This is a genomic window from Actinomadura sp. KC345, from assembly GCF_004348515.1.
Lineage (GTDB): Bacteria > Actinomycetota > Actinomycetes > Streptosporangiales > Streptosporangiaceae > Spirillospora.
In genome coordinates, this window is record NZ_SMKH01000050.1 from 1 (window position 1) to 19,259 (window position 19,259).

The 19,259-nt window shown below is 73.6% G+C and carries 18 protein-coding genes; 5 read left to right on the forward strand and 13 right to left on the reverse strand.

The window, feature by feature from the left end; all coding sequences use genetic code 11:
- From E1281_RS11300 to E1281_RS11315, 4 genes are all read right to left on the reverse strand, one after another.
- The coding region (locus E1281_RS11300) for a cytochrome P450 (RefSeq protein ID WP_131877249.1) at nt 1-1,260 on the reverse strand (1,260 nt) is incomplete at its 3' end.
- Nucleotide 1,261: 1 nt separating this feature from the next.
- Entirely contained in the window at nt 1,262-1,462 is a 201-nt protein-coding gene (locus tag E1281_RS11305; RefSeq protein WP_131877250.1) for a ferredoxin, read from the reverse strand.
- Nucleotides 1,459-2,076 (reverse strand): TetR/AcrR family transcriptional regulator, encoded by a 618-nt coding sequence (locus E1281_RS11310; protein WP_131877251.1) that lies wholly within the window; start codon nt 2,074-2,076, stop codon nt 1,459-1,461. Before E1281_RS11310 ends, E1281_RS11305 begins: the two co-directional genes overlap by 4 nt.
- A gap of 59 nt (nt 2,077-2,135) precedes the next feature.
- Nucleotides 2,136-2,702, reverse strand: coding sequence for a TetR/AcrR family transcriptional regulator (locus tag E1281_RS11315; RefSeq protein WP_207943225.1), 567 nt, complete (start codon nt 2,700-2,702; stop codon nt 2,136-2,138).
- A 95-nt stretch (nt 2,703-2,797) separates the two neighbouring features.
- On the opposite strand from E1281_RS11315, the gene E1281_RS11320 reads away from it, so the two are divergent.
- A complete protein-coding gene (locus tag E1281_RS11320; protein WP_207943226.1) occupies nt 2,798-3,301 on the forward strand; it encodes a hypothetical protein in 504 nt (167 codons plus the stop codon).
- 7 nt (nt 3,302-3,308) lie between these two features.
- On the opposite strand, the gene E1281_RS11325 is transcribed toward E1281_RS11320, so the two are convergent.
- Together E1281_RS11325 and panD are read right to left on the reverse strand one after the other, a co-directional pair.
- Entirely contained in the window at nt 3,309-4,886 is a 1,578-nt protein-coding gene (locus E1281_RS11325; RefSeq protein ID WP_131877253.1) for an AMP-binding protein, read from the reverse strand.
- An 8-nt stretch (nt 4,887-4,894) separates the two neighbouring features.
- Complete coding sequence (gene panD / locus E1281_RS11330) at nt 4,895-5,302, reverse strand: aspartate 1-decarboxylase (RefSeq protein ID WP_131877254.1); 408 nt, start codon at nt 5,300-5,302, stop codon at nt 4,895-4,897.
- 77 nt (nt 5,303-5,379) lie between these two features.
- Here panD and entS point away from each other — a divergent pair, with 77 nt between their 5' ends.
- Complete coding sequence (entS, locus tag E1281_RS11335; RefSeq protein ID WP_131877255.1) at nt 5,380-6,669, forward strand: enterobactin transporter EntS; 1,290 nt, start codon at nt 5,380-5,382, stop codon at nt 6,667-6,669.
- On the opposite strand, the gene E1281_RS11340 is transcribed toward entS, so the two are convergent.
- The 7 genes from E1281_RS11340 to E1281_RS11375 all read right to left on the reverse strand — a co-directional run bounded on the left by E1281_RS11340 (nt 6,649) and on the right by E1281_RS11375 (nt 16,704).
- Nucleotides 6,649-10,086: a non-ribosomal peptide synthetase gene (locus E1281_RS11340; RefSeq protein ID WP_131877256.1), complete on the reverse strand. Its 3,438-nt coding sequence runs from the start codon at nt 10,084-10,086 to the stop codon at nt 6,649-6,651. The two genes, entS and E1281_RS11340, sit on opposite strands and share 21 nt — an antisense overlap.
- 35 nt (nt 10,087-10,121) lie before the next feature.
- Nucleotides 10,122-10,925 (reverse strand): ABC transporter ATP-binding protein, encoded by an 804-nt coding sequence (locus E1281_RS11345; RefSeq protein ID WP_131877257.1) that lies wholly within the window; start codon nt 10,923-10,925, stop codon nt 10,122-10,124.
- Nucleotides 10,922-11,953 (reverse strand): iron chelate uptake ABC transporter family permease subunit, encoded by a 1,032-nt coding sequence (locus tag E1281_RS11350; protein ID WP_131877258.1) that lies wholly within the window; start codon nt 11,951-11,953, stop codon nt 10,922-10,924. Before E1281_RS11350 ends, E1281_RS11345 begins: the two co-directional genes overlap by 4 nt.
- Nucleotides 11,954-11,961: 8 nt before the next feature.
- Nucleotides 11,962-13,032, reverse strand: a complete 1,071-nt coding sequence (locus tag E1281_RS11355; RefSeq protein ID WP_243716845.1) for an iron chelate uptake ABC transporter family permease subunit — start codon at nt 13,030-13,032, stop codon at nt 11,962-11,964.
- A gap of 188 nt (nt 13,033-13,220) precedes the next feature.
- Nucleotides 13,221-14,255, reverse strand: coding sequence for an aromatic ring-hydroxylating dioxygenase subunit alpha (locus E1281_RS11365; RefSeq protein ID WP_131877260.1), 1,035 nt, complete (start codon nt 14,253-14,255; stop codon nt 13,221-13,223).
- 116 nt (nt 14,256-14,371) lie between these two features.
- A complete protein-coding gene (locus E1281_RS11370) occupies nt 14,372-15,193 on the reverse strand; it encodes an IclR family transcriptional regulator (RefSeq protein WP_131877261.1) in 822 nt (273 codons plus the stop codon).
- A complete protein-coding gene (locus tag E1281_RS11375; protein WP_131877262.1) occupies nt 15,190-16,704 on the reverse strand; it encodes a long-chain fatty acid--CoA ligase in 1,515 nt (504 codons plus the stop codon). The genes E1281_RS11370 and E1281_RS11375 overlap by 4 nt, the downstream gene beginning before the upstream one ends.
- A gap of 167 nt (nt 16,705-16,871) precedes the next feature.
- On the opposite strand from E1281_RS11375, the gene E1281_RS11380 reads away from it, so the two are divergent.
- From E1281_RS11380 to E1281_RS11390, 3 genes are all read left to right on the forward strand, one after another.
- Nucleotides 16,872-17,726, forward strand: a complete 855-nt coding sequence (locus E1281_RS11380; protein WP_243716847.1) for a PaaX family transcriptional regulator C-terminal domain-containing protein — start codon at nt 16,872-16,874, stop codon at nt 17,724-17,726.
- A gap of 91 nt (nt 17,727-17,817) precedes the next feature.
- On the forward strand, nt 17,818-18,222 hold the full coding sequence (locus E1281_RS11385; protein WP_131877263.1) for an STAS domain-containing protein: 405 nt from the start codon (nt 17,818-17,820) through the stop codon (nt 18,220-18,222).
- Between the two features lie 129 nt (nt 18,223-18,351).
- On the forward strand, nt 18,352-19,254 hold the full coding sequence (locus E1281_RS11390; RefSeq protein ID WP_131877264.1) for an oxygenase MpaB family protein: 903 nt from the start codon (nt 18,352-18,354) through the stop codon (nt 19,252-19,254).
- The last annotated feature ends 5 nt before the right edge of the window (nt 19,255-19,259 follow it).

Genomic DNA, 19,259 nt, shown 5'->3' on the forward strand with positions numbered 1-19,259 from the left:
GATGGGGAGGGTGCGGGGGCCTCGGACCTGGCCTGCGGACCAGGTGACGGCGGACGGGTCGTCCAGGGTGAAGGACGGGATGCGTTCCAGCCACACCTCCAGGGCCACACGCAGTTCCATGCGGGCCAGGTGGGAGCCGACGCAGCGGTGGATGCCGAGGCCGAAGGCGGAGTGGCGGTTGACCTCGCGGTCGATCACCACCTCGTCCGCCCGGTCGAACTGCGCCGGGTCGCGGTTGGCCGCCGGGAACGACAGCAGGACCCAGTCGTCGGCCTTCATGTCGACGCCGCCCCAGTGCATGTCCTCCTTGACCAGCCGCGCCATGGTGACCGGCGCGTAGGCGCGGAGGAACTCCTCCATCGCCGACGGCAGCAGGGCCGGGTCGGCGACGAGGCGCTCACGGTCGGACGGTGTCTTCGCCAGATGCCACAGGGAGGCGCCGATCGCGCTCCACGTCGTGTCGATACCGGCGATGAGGAGGAGGGCCATGGTCCCGGAGACGTGGGCCGGTTCGAGTTTCCGCCCGTAGAGCTCGGCTTCGATGAGGTACGTCGTGAGGTCGTCGCGCGGGTTCTCGATGTGGTCGCGGATCTGCGTGTGCAGGTAGTCGAACAGGTTCTCCATCCGCTGGATGCGCTCTTCGGGCGGGGAGTTGACGCCTTCGAGGGCGTTCTCGACGAACCGGCGGAACTGCGGGCCGTCCTCCGGTGGGAAGCCGAGCATGTCCGCGATGACCCGCACCGGGATGTGCTGTGCGTAGTCGTGCGCGGCGTCGACGACGTCGCGGCCTTCGAGGGAGTCGATGAGCGCGTGGCAGAAGGCCCGGGTCGCCGGCTCCAGCTTCCCGACCGCCGACTTGGTGAACGCTGGGAGCAGCAGCCTGCGCGCGTCGCGGTGGAACGGCGGGTCGGACGAGATCGGCGGGACGCCTCCCACCGGGGCGATCTCGCGCGGCGGCCGGAAGTTGCTCATGATGATCGACCGGGACGAGAAGTGCTCGGTGTCGTAGGCGATCGCCGCGACGTCCTCGTGCCGGGTGGGGAGCCAGCCGCCGCCGAACCGCTCGGTGCGCGCGAACGGGCAGCGCCACCGCAGGTCGTCCTGGATCGGGTACGGGTCGGCGGCCCACTCCGGTTCGAGGTGGGAGAAGTCGGTCGCCCAGTCCGAGACGGGGCCGGTGATGATCTCGTTGCGGACGCCGAGCGGGCGCTTGTCGCGCATCTCCTCGAAGCCCTTGTCGAAGCGGTCGTCGCCGGTCATGTCACTCCTCCCCGACGGTGCCGATCGCCCGCTCGGGACAGTTCGCGACCGCGCGGCGGGCCTCGTTCTCCTGGTCCGGTTTCACGGCGCCGTCGCCGAGGACCGTCCCGTAGCCCTCGTCGTCCTCGCCGAACAGGCCGGGGGCCAGGTCGTAGCAGCGGCCGTGTCCCTGGCAGCGTCCCTGGTCTATCTGCACTTTCACTGGGTTCCTCCCGTCTGTGCCGCGGGTCCGTCCGGCGCGAGCGCCGCCGCGATGCGGGCGAGGAGCGCGGACCACTCCTCGTCCCCGACCGCGTGCAGGTCCGGCGGGACGAGCGCGCTGCCCATGCCCAGCAGGAGGCAGAGGTGGGCGAGCGCGTTCGGTGAGACGGCGGCGTCCAGTTCGTCCCCGGCCTGCCCGACGCGCACCAGCCCGGCGAGCCAGTCGCCGCGTTCGCCCACGTAGTCGCGCATGGGGCGGGCCACCTCCTCATCGCGGCGGGCCGCGACGAGCGCCTCCACGATCAGGTACCCGGCCGCGTCGCGGCGACGGGGAAGCCACCGCCCGGCGGTGAGCAGCAGCTCGGTGACCGGACGGTCGGGGTCGGCGGCGAACAGGTCGTCGAGCATCCGCCGTCCGTGCGCCCGCAACGCCGCCACCAGCAGCTCCGCCTTGGAGCCGAAGTGCGCGTAGAGGGCGCCGTTGCTCACGCCCGCGGCCCGCGCGATGTCGGCGACGCGCGTCCCGTCGTACCCGTGCCGCGCGAACGCGTCCGCCGCGGCTCGCAACAGCCGCTCCCGCGTCTCCGCCGGGGTGACGCCCGCGATACGCCCCATGACGAAATTAAAAGACCGTTCATTTGATGGGTCAAGACCTCGGGCGGCGGCCGGGCCGGTCAGTTCGGGCGGGGGCGGTCGAGGAGGAGGTCGGCGGCGTGGGCGAGAACCTCGGCGCGGGTGCGGCCGTTATGGTCGGCCTGGAGGAAGTGGCCGCCGATCGCGGCGCAGAAGGCGAGGAGGCTGCGCGCCTCGACCTCGTCGGGGTCGGAGCAGAAGGTGCCGATCATCTCGCGCAGCAGCGCCATGCGCCGGTTGTCGACCCGCCGCAGCCGTTCGGCGGCCCGCTCGTCGCGCCGGGCCCAGTCGCGGATCGCGAGGTCGATGGGCAGCAGGCGGTCGCCGGAGAAGGTGAGCATGCCCGCCCGATGGATCTTGGTCTTCGGGTCGCCGCCCTCCTGCTCGACGCGGTCGATCACCTCGTCGGTGCTCTCCCGCTCCCAGGCGTCCAGCATCGCCGTCAGGAGTGCGTCGCGGTCGGCGAAGTACCCGTAGAAGCCGCCCTTGGTGACGCCGAGGCGCTTCGCCAGTGCCTCGACGCGGACGGCGTCCACGCCGCCGGCGGCCAAGGCGCGCAGCCCCTCCTCCACCCATCTGTCACGTGGCGTCCGAACGGCTGCCGCCATGTGTCCCACCTCACCTCGACGTCAAATATACGCATGCGTATAGAAGGGCTAGCCTCACTTTTATACGCAAGCGTATAGCCAAGGGAGGCACTGGGATGACCACACGTTCACAGGCGGGGAGCGGAACCCCGGGCAGCGTCGAGAGCGCCGTGGGGGCGGACGAGGTGCCCGCGGCCGTCCGCGCCCTCGGCTCGCTGCCCGGCATCGACTACGCCGACCTGTTCACTCTCGCCACCGAAGCGGAGGCGACACCGGAGCAGTGGGCGCGGGCGGCGTTCGGCGACGTCCCCAGCATCGGCGAACGGCTGATCTGGCGGGGGCTGCTCGGCCTGCGGCTCAGCCGTGGACGATCGCCGGACACCGTGGCCGGATGGCGGATCGACGGCCGCGGCGCGGACTGGGTCCGGCTCCGGGCCGCCTCCTGGTTCCTGACCTGCAACCTCGTCGTCCGGACGAGTGACGGCCGGGTGTCGCTGGCCACGTTTCTGCACTACGACCGGAGGATCGGCCGTCTGGTGTGGCCCTGGATGTCGCCCGTCCACCGCCGGCTGGCACCCGGGTTGCTCCGCGAAGCCGACGCGAAGATCCGGGCCTCGTAGGGTAGGGCTACCCCGGCAGGCGGGCGGCCAGGGCCTTCTTGCTGATCTTTCCCACGGGCGTCCGGGGGAAGGCGTCGGCCGTCTCCAAGCGGTCGGGGAACTTGTAGGCGGCCAATCCCCGGCCGCGCAGGAAGTCCTTGATCTCGCGGAGGTCCGGGGCTTTCTCTCCCTTCCTGAGGATGAGGAAGGCGCAGGTCCGCTCGCCCATCATGGGGTCGGGCAGGCCGACCACGGCCGCGTCGTGGATCGCCGGGTGGGTCAGGAGGTGGTTCTCCAGTTCCTCGGCGGAGACCTTGTCGCCGCCCCGGTTGATCTGGTCCTTCTCGCGGCCCTCGACGATCAGGTGGCCGGACGGGAGCCGGCGGACGAGGTCGCCGGTGCGGTAGAAGCCGTCCGGGGTGAAGGAGCGGGCGTTGTGCTCGGGCGCGCGGTAGTAGCCGCGGAGCGTGTACGGGCCTCGGGTGAGGAGTTCGCCCACCTCGCCGGGGGCCACCTGCGCGCCGTCCGGGTCCACGACGCGGATCTCGTCGGCGGGTGACAGGGGGCGGCCCTGCGTCCGCTCCACAAGGTCGCGGGGGTCGTCCAGGCGGGTGTAGTTGAGCAGGCCCTCCGCCATGCCGAACACCTGCTGGACCTGGCAGCCGAGGACGCGGGGGACCTCGGCGGCGCGCTCGGCGGCGAACTTGGCGCCGCCCACCTGGAGGAGTTCGAGGGACGAGAGGTCCTCGTCCTGCCAGGTCACCGCGTCCAGCCACAGCAGCGCGATCGGGGGGACGACCGCGCAGACGGTGGCGCGCTCGCGTTCGATGAGGGGGAACGCCTCGTCCGGGGACCCCGACGGGGACAGGACGACCGTGCCCCCGGTCGCGAAGACGCCGAGGACGCCGGGGCAGGCGAGCGCGAAGTTGTGCGCGGCGGGCAGGACGACCAGGTAGACGGTGTCGCGGGTGAAGCCGCAGACCTCCGCGCTGGCCTCCAGGTTGTAGACGTAGTCGCGGTGCGTCCGCGGGATGAGCTTCGGCAGGCCGGTGGTGCCTCCGGAGAGCAGGAAGACCCCGACGTCGGAGGGAGCCGGGCCCTCGATCTCCACCGGGTCGGCGTCCAGGGAGGCCAGCGGGGTGAACTCCTCCGCGTCGCCGTCCACGATGACGTGCTCGACGGGGAGCGTGCGGGCCATCGCGCGGTAGTCGAAGTCGCCGTCGCGTTCGGCGCAGACGTAGGCGCGGGCCCCCGACAGCTCGCACAGGTAGCGGATCTCGCTCTCGCGGTGGGCCGGGAGCGCCAGGACCGGGGCGGCGCCGATCCGCACCAGGGCCAGGAACGTGACGACGAAGCCGGTGGTGTTCGGGAGCTGGACCACGACCCGGTCCCCGCGTGCGATGCCGAGCCGCAGGAGCCCCGCGGCCGTCCGGGAGGCGCGGCGGGAGAGGTCGGCGTAGGTGAGGCGGTCGTCGCCGGCGACCAGCGCGACGCGTGCGGGGTCGCCGCGCAGGACGCCGCCGAGCACGCGGTCGCTCCAGTAGCCCTCGGCCGTGTAGCGGGCTTCGAGATCGGCGGGCCAGGGGGTGAAGCCGTCGGTGTCCATCGGCGGGCTCACCGTCCGGCGAGCTGGGCCGGGGCCCCGGGAACGGGTTCGGCCGGGTCCGTGCCGAGCGCGACGATGCGGTTGGCGGCGTCCACGTGGACGACCCGGGGCTCGTGGCGGTCCCTGCCCGCCTCGTCCACCGACGTGTAGGTGATGATGATGACCATGTCGCCGGGCTGGACCTGGCGGGCCGCCGCGCCGTTGACGCCGATCACGCCGCTGCCCGCCTCACCGGTGATGGCGTAGGTGACGAGACGGGAGCCGTTGGTGATGTCGACGACGTGGACCTGTTCGCCCTCGACGATGTCCGCGGCCTCCATGAGATCCGCGTCGATCGTCAGGGAGCCCACGTAGTGCAGGTCCGCCTGTGTCACGGTCGCTCGGTGGATCTTTCCGTTCATCAGTGTCCGCTGCACCGGTACGCCCTCTTTCTCAAGACCAACTAAGGCTAGGCTTACCTTAACTACTTCCCCAGCAGAGGAGAACCCCGACGATGCTCCGGCGACTGGTCATGGACATCGGCCCCCTGCGCGACAGCAAGCCGTTCCGCAACGTCTTCATCGCGCGCACCGTCTCGGTGTTCGGGATCGGCATGCTCGCGGTGGCGCTCCCCGTGCAGGTCTACGCGCTGACGGGGTCGACCGTGCACGTCGGCGCGGTCGCCGCCGCGGAGGGTTTCGCGCTCCTCGCGGGGTTCCTGTGGGGCGGCGTGCTGGCGGACCGGCACGACCGGAGGACGCTGATGCTGCGCGCCCGGACGGCCGCCGGGATCGGGTTCGTCCTGCTGGCGGTGAACGCGTTCCTCCCGTCCCCGTCGGTCGCCGCCCTGTACGTGCTGGCGGCATGGGACGGCCTCGCGACCGGCGTCAGCGTCACCGCCCTGCTGGCCGCGACGCCGTCGCTGGTCGCGCCGGACAAGCTGGTCGCGGCGGGGGCGCTGAACGCGCTGACCGTCCGGCTCGGGTCGATGGTCTCGCCCGCGCTCGGCGGGCTCGTCGTGTCGGCGTTCGGCGTCGGCTGGAACTACACGGCCGCGGCGGCCGGGACCCTCGGCACCATCCTCCTGCTGACCGGCCTGCCGCCGCTCAAGCCCGCCGTCGCCGAGGATGAACCGGAACAGAACCCGCTGAAGGCGGTCGCGGACGGCTTCCGCTTCGTCGCCTCGCACCGCGTGGTCGGCTCCCTCATGCTGCTCGGACTGCTGTTCATGGTCGCGGGCGGCATCCCCGTCCTGATGCCCGCGTTCGCGACGCAGAGCCTGGACGGCGGGCCCACCACGGTCGGCCTGCTGTTCGCCGCGCCCGCCTGCGGCGCCGTGCTCGCGTCCGTCACCAGCGGCTGGGCCGGGACGTTCCGGCGGCCGGGGCTGGCACTGCTCGTCGCGTCCGTCGCCGGTTTCACGACGCTCGCCTGCCTGGGCTTCGCCCGCCATCCCGCCCTGGCCGTCGCGATCCTGTTCGTGTACGGGTTCGTCGAGTCGGTGGAGGAGATCCTGCGGTACGGGCTGATCCAGTCCCACACGCCCGACTCCCATCTCGGACGCGTCAACGCGCTCTGGGCGGCGCAGGAGACGGGAGGCGGCGCCATCGGGTCGCTGGGCGCCGGGGGCCTCGGCCGCTACCTCGCGCCGGGCGCCGCCATCGCCGTCTACGGGACGGTCAGCGCCGTGCTCGCGCTCGTCCTGGCGCTGACCCTCACCGGCCTGCGCACCGCGACCATGCGGACGGGTCCGGAACCGAGTCCCGGGCCGAAGCCCGAACCGTCACCCGAGCCGGGCGCCTAGCTCGTCGTCGGTCATGGCCTCGACCTCCAGCCAGATCGCCGCGACGGCCTCCAGGCGTCCCGGCGCGTCCTCCAGGTCGGTGAAGCGGCGGCAGACGCGAGCGACGGTCCGCTCGGCGAACAGCACCCGGACCGGGAGCGCGGTCGTGTCGAGCGCCTCGCGCAGCCGCGCGATGACGCTGGTGGCGAGGACGGAGTCGCCGCCGAGGGCGAAGAAGTCCGCGTCCGCGCCGACGCGTTCCCTCCCCAGCACCTCGGCGACGATCCGGGCCATGACCTTCTCCAGCGACGACGCCGGCTCGGCGCAGGCACCGGCGGCCTCCCCCGCCTCGGCGGCGGCCAGCGCGGTGAGCGCCTTGCGGTCGACCTTGCCGTTGGCGGTGAGCGGCAGCTCGTCGACGCGCACGAGCAGCTCGGGGACCATGTGCGGCGGCAGGAGGTCCCGGACGCCCGCGAGCACCGCGTCCCGGTCCAGGTCCGGGGGCGCCGCGACGGCGGCGGCGAGGCGGCCGTCCGCGACGAGGGCGACGGACCGGCCCACGGCGGGATGCTCGCGCAGCGCGGCCTCGACCTCGCCGAGCTCGATGCGGAACCCGCGCACCTTGACCTGGTGGTCGCGGCGGCCGAGGAACTCCAGGGTGCCGTCCGGGCGGTAGCGGGCGAGGTCGCCGGTCCGGTACCAGCGGGTGCCGTCGCGGACGACGAACCGGTCGGCGGTGCGCTCGGGGTCGCCGGTGTAGCCGTCGGCGACGCCTCCGCCGCCGATCCACAGCTCGCCCGCCACCCAGTCGGGGCGGTCGCGGCCCAGCTCGTCCACGACCCGGCACGCGACGCCGCGCAGCGGCACCCCGTACGGCACGGCGTGCCAGTCGGACGGCACCTCGCCCGCGACCTCCTGCACGGTGGAGTGGATCGCGGTCTCGGTCGTGCCGCCCAGCGCCACGAACCGGCACCCGGGGGCGCGCTCCTCCAGCAGCGCGGGAAGGTGGGTGCCGACCCAGTCGCCGCCGAGCAGCACGAGTCGCAGGTTCTCCATCGCTCCGCTCCGGGGGGTGTGGGGGGTCGTCTCCCCACGAGGGACCGGGCCGGACCGCAGCAGCATCTCCAGGACGGACGGGACGCAGTTCAGCACGGTCACCGACCAGCGCCGCGCCAGGTCGACCCAGCGGGCCGCGTCGCGCCGCTCGTCCTCGTCCGGCACGACCACCGCGCCGCCCGCCGACCAGGGCGCGAAGAGGTCGAACACCGACAGGTCGAAGTCGAGCGCCGAGATCCCGAACGTCACGTCCGCGGAGCCCATGCCGTACCGCTCGACCAGGTCGCCGATCGTGTTCATGGCCGCGCCGTGCGACACCTCGACGCCCTTGGGCTCGCCGGTCGAACCGGAGGTGAACAGCACGTACGCGACCTGGTCGGGGCGCGCCGCGACCGGCCCGTCCAGCGGTTCGGCCTCGGGGACCGCGTCCGTGGTGAGCGACGCGGCCACACCGGCGCTCGCGCGGATCCTGGCGCGGCGGGCCTCGGGCTGCTCGACGCCGATGGGGACGTAGGCGGCTCCGGCCGCCAGGACGCCGAGCACCGCGCCGGCCTGGTCCGGGCCCTTCGGAAGCTCGATCGAGACACGGTCGCCCGGACGCACGCCTTCCGCGGCGAGGCCGGAGGCGATGCGCAGGGCGCGGCCGGCCAGTTCACCGTAGGTCAGGGTCCCCTCGTCGCCCCAGTGCAGGGCCGGTGCCGCCGGGTGGCGGCGCGCGTGCTCGAAGAAGCCCTCGGTCAGCGTCCGCGGCGGCGGCGCCGGGGTGGCGTTGAGGCGCTGCCGCACGCGGAGCTGGGACGGCGTGGCCGCGATGCCGAGCGGCGCATCCCAGTCGGCGCCGGGCGCTCCGAGCCGGGTGATCGCGGACGTGTAGGCGTCGAACATCGCCTCGGCGACGCCCTCGGGGAACGCGGGGCGGCGGACGTCCCAGTTCAGCAGGAGCCCGCCGGACACCTCGGTCACCTGCGCGTCCAGGAGCACCTGCGGGCCCTGCGAGATGATCCACTCCGGCTCGCCGAACCGCTCGCGGACGGCGCCGCCGAACAGCTCGCCGAGGTTGAGCGCGCTGGTGTAGACGATCGGGGCGAGGACCTGCTCGCCGCGCAGCCGGGACAGGTCGCGCAGCACCTCCAGGCCCGAGTAGTCGCTGTGCGCGCCCGCGGTGTGCAGGTTCGCCTGGATGGCGCGGGCGCGCTCGACGAACGGGAGGTCGGCGGTGAGGTCGGCCTCCAGCATGATCGACCCGGTGAAGTCGCCGACGACGGCGTCCACGTCGGGGTGGACGGGCTCGCGGTGGAACAGCGGCAGGTTCAGCAGGAACCGGGGCGTCGCCGACCAGGCGCCGATCACCTCGGCGAACACGGCCGCGAGCGCCATGGCCGGGGTGACGCCCTCGGCGTGGGCGCGGGCGAGGAGGCGGTCCTTGTCGTCCGGCGCCAGCCAGTGGTGCCTGCGCTCGACGCGGTCGCCGGGCTCGGGCACGACGGGCAGCTCGGGCGGGCCGGGGAGGCCGGCGAGGCGCTCGGCCCACCACCGGCGGTCCTGCTCGCGGGCCTCGGCGCGCGGGTCGTCGGCGAGGTAGCGGGCGTAGCCGTAGCGGATCGGCGCGAGGGTCTCGCCTTCGTACAGGGCGGCGAGGTCGGCCAGCATGACGCGGTAGCTCATCGCGTCGGCGGCGACCATGTCGACGTCCAGGTGGAGGCGGGCGGTCCCGTCCGGGAGCAGGCTCAGGCGGGCGTCGAAGACGCGGCCGTCCTCGATCGGGAGCCGCTGCTCGGACATCCGCGCGCGGACCGCCTCCAACTCGGCGGCGGCGCCGGCGCCGGTCGCACCGCGCAGGTCGTGGACGGTCACGGCCGGTTCCGGGCGTTCGGGCAGGATGCGCTGCGTGCCGTCGTCCGAGACGGCGACGCGGAGCATCGGGTGGCGCCTCACCAGGTCGCGGACGGCCCGCTCGAACCGGCCGGGGACGATCGCGCGGCCGTCCAGCTCGACGTACAGGTGCGCGGCGACGGAGCCGAGCGACTGGCCGGAGTCGCGGCCGATCCAGTACGCGTGCTGCATCAGCGCCAGCGGGAACGGCCCGTCCGGCTCGATGTCCTCCGGGCCGAGGTCGGCGGGGGCGCGGTCCCCGGGGCCCGCCGACGCGTCGACCTGGCCCTTCTCCGCGAGCAGCTCCCACCATCCGGAGAGCGTGGGGCGTTCGGCCAGCTCGGCGAAGCGGATCTCGACGCCGCGGCGGCGCAGCAGGCCGGTCAGCCGCATGAGCCGGATCGAGTCCATCCCGAGTTCGATGAGGTTGTCACCGGCCTCCGCGTCCTCGCCCAGCACCTCTGCCAGCGCGGTGTGCAGATCTTCCCAGGTCAGGCCTGAATCGGACACGCCACTCCCCTCGAATTAGGTAAGGCTAACCTAATTCAGTGGGTTTCCGCCGTCAACGCCCGCCGCCGGTCGGCCGGGACGATCAGCGGCATGTCGGTCTCCGGGTCCGGGATGACGCGGCACGGCAGGCCGAACGCGCGCTCCACGAGATCGGCGTTGACGATCTCGGCGGGCGGCCCCTCCGCGAGTATCTCGCCGTCGCGCATCGCGATCAGGTGCGTGGCGTACCGGCAGGCGTGGTTGAGGTCGTGCAGGACGGCGACGAGCGTGCGCCCCTCCTCGTGGAGACGCGCGCACAGGTCGAGCACCTCGATCTGGTGCGCGATGTCCAGGAAGGTGGTCGGCTCGTCCAGCAGCATGATCCCGGTCTCCTGGGCCAGGACGAGCGCGAGCCACACCCGCTGGCGCTGCCCGCCCGACAGCTCGTCCACCGGGCGGTCCGCGAGGTCGGTGACGCCGACGGCGGCCATGGCCTCCCCGACCGCGGCCTCGTCCTCGCGCGACCACTGCCGCAGCAGGCCCTGGTACGGGTAGCGGCCGCGGGCGACGAGGTCGCCGACCGTGATGCCGTCCGGGGTGAGGGGCGACTGGGGCAGCAGCCCGAGCCGCCGCGCGAGGCGCTTGGCGGGCAGGTCGCCGATCGGGTCGCCGTCCAGGAAGACGGTTCCCTCCCGGGGGCGCAGGAGGCAGGCGAGGGCGCGCAGCAGCGTCGACTTCCCGCACGCGTTGGGCCCGACGATGACGGTGAACGACTCGTCCGGGATGCTCACCCCGAGCCTCTCGGCGACGACGCGCTTGTCGTACGCCAGCGTGAGACCGTCCGCGCGCAGCCTCGTCATGTCGTCCCCTTCCGTGCGGTGGTCGACAGCAGCCAGGCCAGGTAGGCGCCGCCGAGGACGCCGGTGACGACGCCGACCGGCATCGCCACCGGCAGGTGGAGCGAGATGAGGTCGGAGGCGGCCAGCAGCGCGGCGCCGGTCAGCGCGGCGGGGAGCAGCTGCGCGCCGGGGCGGCGTGTCAGCCGCCGGGCGAGCTGGGGAGCGGCGAGCGCGACGAACGGGACGGGCCCGGCCGCCGCGGTCGCCGCCGCGACGAGGCCGACCCCGGCGATCGTGAGCAGCAGCCGGGTCCGCTGGACGGCCACGCCGAGCGCCTGCGCGGCGCCGTCGCCCATCTCGCCCATGCCGAGCGGGCGGGCCAGCAGCAGCGCCGCGGGGACGAGCACGGCCAGCGCGATCCCGAGCGGGACGGCCTGGTCCCAGTCCCGCCCGTTCAGGCTGCCGGTCAGCCAGAACGCCGCCTCGTAGGCCTCGCGCAGCTCGGCGCGGGTGATCAGGTAGGAGTTCAGCGCCTGCAGCATCGCCGCCGCGGCCACGCCGATCAGCACCAGCCGAACGCCGTGGACACCGCCGCCCCGCCGGTAGGCGACCATGTAGACCCCGAGCGCGGTCAGCGCTGCGCCCGCGACCGAGCTGACCGCGACGGCGACCGCGCCGCCGCCGAACACGAGGATCTGCACCAGCGCGCCCGTCGCCGACCCCTGCGTGAAGCCGATGATGTCGGGGCTGCCCAGCGGGTTGCGGGAGATGCTCTGGAAGATCGCTCCGCTGAGCCCGAGGGCCAGCCCGGCGAGCAGGCCGGTGACGGCGCGCGGCAGCCGCAGCGTCGTGACGATGAACTCGGTGGCGCGGTCGCCCTGCCCGATGAGCGCGCTCACCACCTCCGGAGGTGAGATGGGGAACTCCCCGGAGCCGACGACGAGGACCGCGGCGCCGGCCGCGAGCGCCGCCAGCACCGCGCACACCGCCGCGGCCCTCGGCTCCCACCGCACCGAGAGCGCGCCCGCCCGCAGGACCTTCGTCCTCATGACGCCCTTCACAAGTCGCGCATCCTTCCTCGCCGCACCATCAGGGCGAACAGCGGGGCGCCGAGGAACGCGGTGACGATCCCGGTCTCCAGTTCGCCGGGGGTGATGACGCGGCCGATGACGTCCGCGCCGAGCAGCAGGACGGGCGCGAGCAGCAGCGAGTACGGCAGCACGAGCCGCTGGTCGGGCCCCACCATGGTCCGGACGATGAACGGGACGGCCAGCCCGAGGAACACGATCGGTCCCGCCGCGGCCGTCGCCGAACCGCACAGGATCACGATCGCGAGGGCTCCGAGCGCGCGGGTCCGCCCGGGGCGCGAGCCGAGGGCGCGGCCCGCGTCGTCGCCCATGGCGAGCGCGTTGAGCGGGCGGGCGAGCAGCAGCGCCAGCGCGATTCCGGCGACGACGAACGGCAGCAGCCGGACGAAGACCGAGATCTCCCGGCCGCCGAGGGAGCCGACCTGCCAGAACCGGAAGCTGTTGAAGCTCTGCGGGCTGAGCAGCATCAGCCCGGCGGTCAGCGCGGCGAACACGGCGTTGACCGCCGCCCCGGCGAGCACGAGCCGCGCGGGCGACGCGCCGCCCCTCCCCCGCGCGCCGATCATGTAGACCAGCGCGGCGGCGCCGGCCGCGCCGATGAAGGCCGCCCAGACGTAGACGAGCGCGTCGTCCACCCGGAACGCGCCGATGACGACGACGACCGCGAGCGCCGCGCCGCCGTTCACGCCGAGCAGGCCCGGCTCGGCGAGCGGGTTGCGGGTGAGCGCCTGCATGACCGCGCCGGCCAGCCCGAGCGCCGTACCGACCGCGAGCCCGAGGAGCGTGCGGGGCAGCCGCAGCTCGTGCACGATCAGCTCGGCCCGCGAGTCGTCGTCCGGGGAGAGCACGCCGGGCAGCACCCGGCCGAGCGGGACGTCCCCGGCGCCGATCGCGAGGCTCGCCAGGACCGTCAGCAGCAGCGCGGCCGCGAGCAGCGGCAGCCACCACCGGCGGGAACGGCGACCGGGGGGCCCGGAACCGCGCGGCCCGTCCGTCTGCTCCGGGGCTTTGAGCGGCAGTTTCCGCACGGGGGAGAGCACGTTATGAGGCTAGCCTAAGCTAACTGCCCGTTGAAGAGCGTCCGCGCGGCCGGCCGGGTGATCGGGGTGGGCGAGGAGCCAGGTCCAGATCTCCGCCGGGTCCTCGGCGGTGTGCTGGGCGCCGCAGTGGCAGACGCCCGTGAGGAGGTCCGAGCCCGGGGACCACTCCACGCGCAGCCGGCACGTGCTCATCGGGCGACCGGACTCCGCTGAATCTGCCTCTGCAGGATGCGGCGGGCCGCGAGGCCGCCGGTGTCGATGTTGATGGACAGCTCCTGGTAGCCCTCGGGCTCGGTGGCGATGACCTTCTCCAGGGTGTTCAGCGCCTTCACGTCCTGGAGGACGACCGTGCGGTTGCTTTCGGCGAGGAACGCCGAGACCTTCTCGTCGTCGAGGGCGAAGTCGCGGGCGACCATCCAGAAGTCGTGCGTGGTGGTCTCGGTCTCCGGGGTGATGGCGTAGACGATTTCGGCGTGGCAGGCCCTGGGGTCGTCGCCGTCCGGGCCGGGTTCGACCCCTGTGGGGGCGATGCGGCTGTGCAGGAGATAGAGGCACGGCGGGTGGAACTCGATGTCCTGCCAGCGGTCGATGCGGCCTTCGATGCCCGTGGACTCGGCGTAGAAGGACGGGCATTCGACGTCTTTCATGCGCCGGCTGACATAGATGACGCCCGCGTCCTCGTCCACCTCCGTGGTGATCGGCGTCTGCGCCACCTCGGGCGTGCCGATGTAGCCGGCGTGCAGGTACGTCTCATGGGAGAGGTCGAGGAGGTTGTCGACGAGCAGCTCGTAGCGGGCGTCGAGGGGCTCCATGCCGCGGACGGTCACATGGCCGGGCGAGTCCAGCCAGGGGGCGCGCGGGATGGCCTTCGCGTCCCCCTCCCCGTCGCCGATCCACACCCAGATGAGCGAGTCCTGCTCGACCACCGGGAACGCGGGGACGCGGGCGGTGCGCGGGACGCGGCTCTGCCCCGGCACGGCGACGCACACCCCGTCGGGCGCGTAGGTGAATCCGTGGTAGCCGCAGACGATGTTGTCGCCGTCGCGGTTGCTCTCCGACAGGGGGAAGCGGCGGTGCACACAGCGGTCGGTGAGGGCGACGGCCTCCCCTGCCCGCGTCCGGTACAGGACGAGGGGCTCGCCGCAGACGGTCCGGGCCAGGAGGCCGTCGCCCACCTCCTGGCCGTAGGCGGCCACGTACCACTGGTTGCGCGCGAAGACCATGGGCGTTCCTCCGGTGGGCGTCGGGTCGGGCGGAGTGTCGAACGGGGGTCGTCCCGACCATCCCGGCGCGGCGGTGATGCGGACCACACCGCTTCCGCCCAGCGGAAGGACCGCCGTCAGCGGCGGTGCAGCGCGCTCTCCGGAGGACGCAGGGCGCGGGGCGCGCCGAGCGCCCGGGAGATGCCGCGGGCGCTCGCGCGCACGACGGGCGTCAGCGCCCGCGCCTCCCAGCCGTCGGCCGGGACGACGATCGCGACGGCGGCCACGACGGTGTCGTCCGGGCCGAAGACGGGCGCGCCGACCGACAGCGCGAACGTCTCGACCTGGCCGTCGCTGACCGCGACGCCGGTCCGGCGCACCTCGGCGAGGACGCGCCGCAGCTCGGGACCGGACGTGATCGTCCGGTCGGTGAAGCGGCGGAGGGGGCCGGCGACGGCGCGTTCCTGGAGGGCGGTGTCGGCGTGCGCGAGCATCGCGAGGCCGACGCCCGTCGCGTGGGCGGGCCAGCGTCCCCCGACCCGGGACAGGACGTGCACCGCGTCGCGGGCCGAGATCCGCTCGATGTAGACGACCTCCAGGCCGTCCAGGACCGCGAGATGGACGTTCTCGTGGGTCGCCTCGTAGAGGTCCTCCAGGAACGGCATCGCGGCCTCGCGCAGAGCGGGCCCGCGCGGCGCGAGCGCGGCGACCTCGAACAGGCGCAGGCCGATCCGGTACAGGCCGCCCGCGTCGCGTTCGAGGGCGCCCCAGTGGGTCAGCTCGCCGACCAGCCGGTGCGCGGTCGACAGCGGCAGCCCGGCGTGCCGGCTGATCTGGGTGATGTTCAGCGCGGTGCGCTCGGCCGAGAAGGCCTCCAGGATGTCCAGGACGCGGCTGGTGACGGTGGGCCGCCCGCCGCCGGCGGACGGCGCGGGAGGCCGCTTGGCGGGGCCCGTCATGGCATTCCGTACTCCTCCCGCACCCGCGTCTTGAGGATCTTGCCGGCGGCGTTGCGGGGGATCTCGGCGGCCAGCACCGCCGATTTGGGGATCTTGTAGCGGGCGAGGCGTCCCGCCAGCGCGTCCAGGACCCTGCCGGGGTCCACGTCCGCGCCGGGGCGCGGGACGATGACGGCGCGGCCGGCCTCGCCCCAGGTGTCGTCCGGGACGCCGATGACCGCGCATTCCAGCACGTCGGGATCGGCGAGGATCACGTTCTCCACCTCGGCCGGATACACGTTCTCCCCGCCCGAGATGATCATGTCCTTCATCCGGTCGACGATGAAGGCGTAGCCGTCCTCGTCGACGCGGGCCGCGTCGCCGCTGCGGAACCAGCCGCCGGCGAGCGCCGCGGCGGTGTCGCCCGGCCGGCCCCAGTAGCCGCGCATGACGTGCGGGCCCTGCACGACGACCTCGCCCGTCTCTCCGGGCGCCACGTCCGCCATGTCAGGGCCGACGACGCGCACGTCGCTGAAGAAGTGCGGCACCCCCGCCGAGCCCGCCTTGGACACCGCGTGGGAGGCGTCGAGGAACAGCACGCCCGGTGAGGCCTCGGTCATCCCGTATCCCTGCAGGAACGTCAGCCCCCGCTCCTGGTAGGTCTCGATCAGCGACGGCGGCACCGGCGCGCCGCCGCAGGTCAGGATGCGCAGCGAGGACAGGTCCGCGGTCGCCCAGCCCGGCTCGCGGGCCACCCGCTGGAACATCGTCGGCACCCCGAACATGAACGTGACCCGGTGCTCGGCGATCATATCGAGGGTCGCGGCCGGGTCGAACGCGGCGACCAGCACGCACGTCCCGCCCTTCAGCAGCACCGGCAGCGTGAGCATGTTGAGCCCGGCGGTGTGGAACAGCGGCGCGGACACCAGCGCCACCTCTCCCGCCACAAGGTCGTGGTCGATCAGGACGTTGATCGCGTTCCAGGTGATGTTGCCGTGCGTGAGCGTCGCGCCCTTGGGCGACCCGGTCGTCCCGGACGTGTACATGATCATGCACGGGTCGTCGGGCGCGACGGGCACGTCGAGGGGGTCGCCGGACGCGGCGGCCAGGAGCGCCTCGTACCCGCGCTCCCCGGGGCCGTCGAGCGCGATGTGCGCCTGGACCGGGGTGCGGCCGCGGATGTCGTCCACCAGCCCGGCGTGGGACGGCCCGTACAGCAGGACCGAGGCGCCCGAGTCGTCCAGCTGGTAGGCGATCTCCGGGCCGGTGAGCCGGGTGTTGAGCGGGACGAACACGCCGCCGAGCATGCCGGTGGCGAACAGCGCCTCCAGGAAGGACGGATGGTTGGGGCCGAGGTAGGCGACCCGGTCGCCGGGCCCGGTCCCGAGGGCGCGCAGCGCGTGCGCGAGGCGCGCGACCCGGCCGAGGAGGGCGCCGTAGGTGATCGTCCGTCCCTCGTGGACCAGGGCGGCCGTCTGCGGGGTCTTGCGGGCGCGGCGCGCCGGCCACGAGCCGAGTCCTTCGTTGCGCATTCGGGACCGTCCTCTCCCAGGGGTGGGCGTATGGGCGAAGTTAGGCGTATTCTTCACAGCGGTCAATGATCTGCCGAATATCAGGCCGTCGCTAGGGTGGCGGGATGACGGGAGCCGGACGGGTGGCGGAACGGGCGCACGCACAGGCGTCGGGCGGAGCTCGTCCGTTGAAAGGCGGCGGGAAGGGGCTGGAGGACGGTGCGGAAGGTGCGCCGTTCCCGAGGCTCCGGCCGCAGTCGCTGATGCTGACCTACCTCGGCAACTACGTCCTTGGGCGGGACATCGCCGTCTTCAGCGGGAGCTTCATCGACACCTTCGCGAGGCTCGACGTCGGCGAGCACGCCGTCCGGTCGACGCTCACCCGCATGGTCGGCCGCGGCCTGCTGATGCGGCACCGTTCGGGCCGCCGCATGCACTTCGGGCTCACCCCCCGTTCGGAGGAGATCCTGCACGACGGCGAGGACCGCGTCTGGCGGCGCGGGGTACTCAACACGGACTGGGACGGCCGGTGGACCGTGCTCACGTTCTCCATGCCCGAGTCGTGGCAGCGCGTCCGGCACGACCTGCGCGCACGGCTCACCTGGGCCGGGTTCGGGTCGCTCGGCAACGGCACGTGGATCGCGGCGTCCCGGGTCGACGTCCGCCCGATCGCCGAGGCCCTGGGCCTCAACGGCCACCTCAAGGTCTTCGCCGGCAGGGCCGAGCAGCCGACCGACATCGCCGGCATGCTGCGGGAGGCGTTCGACCTGGACGGCCTCGCGGCCGGCTACCGCGCGTTCCTCGACCGGTGGGACCGCCCCGATCCGCTCCCAGGCGCGCCCGACGACCTCGCCCGCTACCTGTGGATGACCACCGAGTGGCTGCAGCTCGTCCGCGCCGACCCGGGCCTGCCCGTCGAGCACCTGCCCGCGGACTGGCCCGCCGTCCGGGGGCAGCGGGTCCTGAGGGAGCTGCGCGACCGCTACGGGCCGCCGGCCGGGCGCCTCGCGGACGAGGCGATCGAGTACATCCGCCTCCGCTGACCGCCCCCGCCGGGGCCCGCGCCGCGAAAGGGCGCATGACCTGGCCGTCCGCGGGTACGCGTGATTCCTGCGATGACGGAAGGTGATCGGCATGTCTCTCGGAGCGGACGGGGCGCCGGGCAGGGTCCCCGCCGACCCGCTGCGGATCCGCAGCGGTGTCCGCGACTCCTGCCTGATCGTGGAGGCGGAGGGGGAGCTCACCATCCTCACCGCCGACCGGCTGCGCGAGCACGTCCTCACGGACATGCGCGACCTGGACGGGCCCCCGCGGGTCGTCATGGACGTCGGTGAGGTCAGCTTCTGCGACTCCTCGGGTCTCAACGCTCTGATCGTCCTCTGGAAGAGCGCGCATCGGGGCGGCGGCGAGCTGGTCCTCGCCCGCCCGGGGCGGCGGTTCAGCACCATCATCGAGCGCAGCGGGCTCGACCGCCACCTCATCGCCCACCCGTCGCAGGAGTCGGCCATCGCGGCCCTGACCGCGCCCGGCGGTCCCTGACCGCCGGAGACCCTGACGCGGAAGAAGCCCCGGAGACCGCCCGGCGGCCGGGCGCCGCAGTGCTCCCTTGCCGCCGCGGCAAGATGATGATACGCATTTCGTATTAACGTCTCACGAGGGCAGGTCCCGATGACGAGCCTCGACACCCCCGCCTCCCCCGCACGCGACGAGCACGGCGCCGCGAGCCGCCCGGCGGGCGCCATCCCCGGGCCGTCCTCGCTCACCTGGCGGTACGCGGGCGACTGGCGCGGCGCGTTCACCGGCCGGTCGACGCTCCTGCTGCAGGTCGCGCATCCCGTGGTCGGCGCGGGCGTCGCCGACCACTCCGAGTTCGTCGAGGACCGCTGGGGCCGCCTGCTGCGCACGCTGGAGTCCGCGAACAACTTCCTCGGCTACCGCGGCGACGAGCGCGGCAGGGACGAGGCGGCCCGGCTCCGCGAGATCCACCGGGACATCAAGGGCGTCGACGCCCAGGGCCGCCGGTATCACGCGCTGAACCCGGAGGCGTACCTCTGGGTCCATGCGACGCTCTTGCACGGCATGCTGCACACGCAACGCGTGTTCGGCCGCCCCTTGGAGCCCGCCGAGGAGGAGGCGCTCTTCCAGGAGTGGCGCGACCTCGCGCTCGCCCTCGGCATCACCGAACGGCACCTGCCGGACTCCCCCGCGGCCTTCCGCGACTACTTCGACGCCATGGTCGAGGACCGCCTTGAGGACAACGAGACCGTCCAGCTCCTCATCCGGCTCGACCGCAGGCCCCTCCCGCCGCCTCCCAAGTGGCCGCTGCCCAGGGCGGCCTGGACGGGCCTCATGTTCCCCCCGACCCGCCTGATGCGCCGGACGGGCGTCGCCACGCTCCCGCCCGTCCTGCGCGAGCGGTTCGGGCTGCGCTGGACGCCCGCGGACCAGCGCCGCTTCGAGATGTTCGCCCGCGGCGTGCGCCTCGCCGGCGCCGCCACGCCCGAACGCCTGCTCTACTCCCCCGTCGCCGCCCGCGCCCTGCGCTCCGCCCGCCGCGCGCCCGGCGGCTAGAGTCG